The sequence below is a fragment of the Thiohalocapsa sp. genome (genome assembly GCF_019695415.1).
Classification (GTDB): domain Bacteria; phylum Pseudomonadota; class Gammaproteobacteria; order Chromatiales; family Chromatiaceae; genus Thiohalocapsa.
This window is the reverse complement of sequence record NZ_JAIFKJ010000042.1, coordinates 1-2,373: the sequence shown is the minus strand read 5'-3', so window position 1 is coordinate 2,373 and position 2,373 is coordinate 1. Positions and strand designations below refer to the sequence as shown.

The following is a 2,373-nucleotide window of genomic DNA, read 5'->3' as shown; positions in this document are numbered from 1 at the left end:
CTTGTGCGTTTTCAACTTCGCCCATGGCGCTAGTGTGTTCTTGGCGGTTCTGTCTCTTGTCGGCTTCATGGAGCTGTGCTGTCCGTTCTGGCTGGCGGTGCCGGTGGCAGTCGGCCTCATGATCTTGGTCGGTATCGCCACGGAGCGCTTCGTTCTACGCCCGCTCGTCAACCAGCACGCTTACGTCCTGCTCATGGCGACCATTGGGCTTGCCTTCGTGTTCGAAGGTCTGGCGCAGCTTGCCTGGGGGGTCGAGGTCCGTGCGCTCGATCTCGGCATTCCGGACGTGCCGCTCATGTGGTTTGCCGACCTTACCGGCATTTATGTCTCGGCACTGGACGTAACCGCCGGCGTTGTTGCGGGCGTGATGGTGGCCGTGCTCGCCTTGCTTTTCTCCAAGACGAAGATCGGACTCGGCCTGCGGGCAGTCGCCGATGGCCATGCCGCAGCGCAGTCGGTTGGCATCCCGCTCAAACAGGTGTGGTCGGTCGTCTGGGCGACCGCGGGCATCGTCGCGCTCGGGGCGGGAAGGTTATGGGGCGGTGGGGTAGTCGTGAAGTTTGCGCTGGCTTGGCTCGCGGTGAAGGCGCGGCCTGTGTTGATCATCGGCGTTTTCACCTGGATCCCCGGCGTGATCGTGGCGTGGTTGAGCGTGGGCGCCAGTGAAAAGGTGCTGGAGGTGTATGTCGGGCCGATGTTCGGCGGCGGCATCGAGGGGTGGGCGCCCTATATGCTGGCCGTGATCTTCCTTGCCTTCCGGCCCGAGGGCCTCTTCGGCGAACGCCATATCCGGCGGGTCTGACGCCGCAATACAGGGACGAAGCGATGTACTACAGACAGGCCGGGACCTTTCGCACGACCTATTCTGATGACATGCGCCTCCTGCCGATCCGCGAGGACCGGTATCTGCTCTGGGGACTCATCGCTGTAGGGTTCTTCGTGATCCCGTTTACGGCCAGCGAGTACTGGTTGAGTGCAATCCTGATCCCCTGGCTTTGCTTCTCCCTGGTTGCGCTGGGGCAGAACATCCTGATGGGCTATACGGGTCAGCTCTCGCTCGGCTCGGCTGGCTTCATGGCTGCGGGGGCCTTTGCCTGCTACAACATTCTCCTGCGCATTGAATGGATGCCCTTCATTCCGGCCGTGCTCCTGTCGGGCCTCATTGCCGCGGCGATCGGGATCGTCTTCGGCATCCCGTCGCTGCGGGTGCGCGGGCTGTACCTGATGGTCGCAACGCTGGCCTCGCAGTTCTTCATCGTCTGGGTGATCGATAAGTTCGGCTGGTTCAAGAACTACGACAGCTCCGGCATCATCACCGCGCAGGACATCGTGATTTTCGGCAAGGAATTTACGACGCCCGCGGAGATGTATGTCGTCGTGCTGGGCTTTTGCGTGGTGCTCACCTGGGCGGCGATGAACATGGCCAAGGGGTCGATCGGGCGAAACTGGCAGGCGGTGCGCGACATGGACGTGGCCGCCGAGGTGATGGGTCTGTCGCTCATCAGGACCAAACTTCAGGCCTTCGCGATCAGCTCGTTCTACTGCGGCGTGGGCGGCGCGCTCTTCGCCTTTACGTATCTGAAATCGGTCGAGCCAGCGGCCTTCGACATCACCATGTCGTTCCGCATCCTGTTCATGGTGCTGATCGGCGGGCTGGGCACGATCATCGGGGCATACTACGGCGCGGGCTTCATCCTACTGCTGCCCGTGTTCCTCAACATCTTCTTCCACGGGGTGTTCGGAGATGCGGTCGACGCCACCCTCACATCGGCGCTCGAACAGGTGATCTTCGGCGCCATGATCATATTGTTCATGATCTATCAGCCGCTCGGCATGGCCAAGATTTTCCAGAATTTTCAGGACCGCCTGCGCAAATGGCCCTTCAAGACCTGACAGCGCAGATCCGGCACGCGCACACAGCGCCAATAACGTACTGAAGCGAAATACACAAAGGGAGGATAGACAACCAATGAAGATGACTCTCAGACGAATAGCCACGGGCCTCGCCACCGCGATCGGCCTCAGCGCCTTGGCGCTTCCACCCACGACGACATGGGCCGAAGAGACCCAGTACATGGCCGTGCCATCGAGCCGGGTTGGCCCATACTCGGCGATGGGCACCGGCTATTACGGCGGCATCATCGACTACATGAAGTATGTCAACATGAACGGTGGCGTGAACGGCGTGAAGCTCACCTGGTCCGAATGCGAGACCGAGTACAACGCAGCCCGAACCGTCGAGTGCTTCCAGCGCCTGCTCAGAGGCCCAGACGGCCAGAAGATGGTGGTGTTCGATACGCTCGGCACGCCGGGCGCCTACGCCGTGATTAACCGGATGAGAGAGGAAGAAGTCGTCCTCGCCCAGTACACATA

Annotated in this window: 3 protein-coding genes; all 3 read left to right on the top strand. The window is 61.2% G+C overall.

Annotated elements, in window-relative coordinates; all coding sequences use genetic code 11:
* Nucleotides 1–802: branched-chain amino acid ABC transporter permease (locus tag I6U14_RS00525; RefSeq protein ID WP_296895996.1), on the top strand; the 802-nt coding region annotated here is incomplete at its 5' end.
* A 71-nt stretch (nt 803–873) separates the two neighbouring features.
* Complete coding sequence (locus I6U14_RS00520) at nt 874–1,893, top strand: branched-chain amino acid ABC transporter permease (RefSeq protein WP_296895994.1); 1,020 nt, start codon at nt 874–876, stop codon at nt 1,891–1,893.
* An 82-nt stretch (nt 1,894–1,975) separates the two neighbouring features.
* Nucleotides 1,976–2,373, top strand: a 398-nt coding sequence (locus I6U14_RS00515; RefSeq protein ID WP_296895992.1) for an ABC transporter substrate-binding protein, incomplete at its 3' end; no start/stop codon positions are given.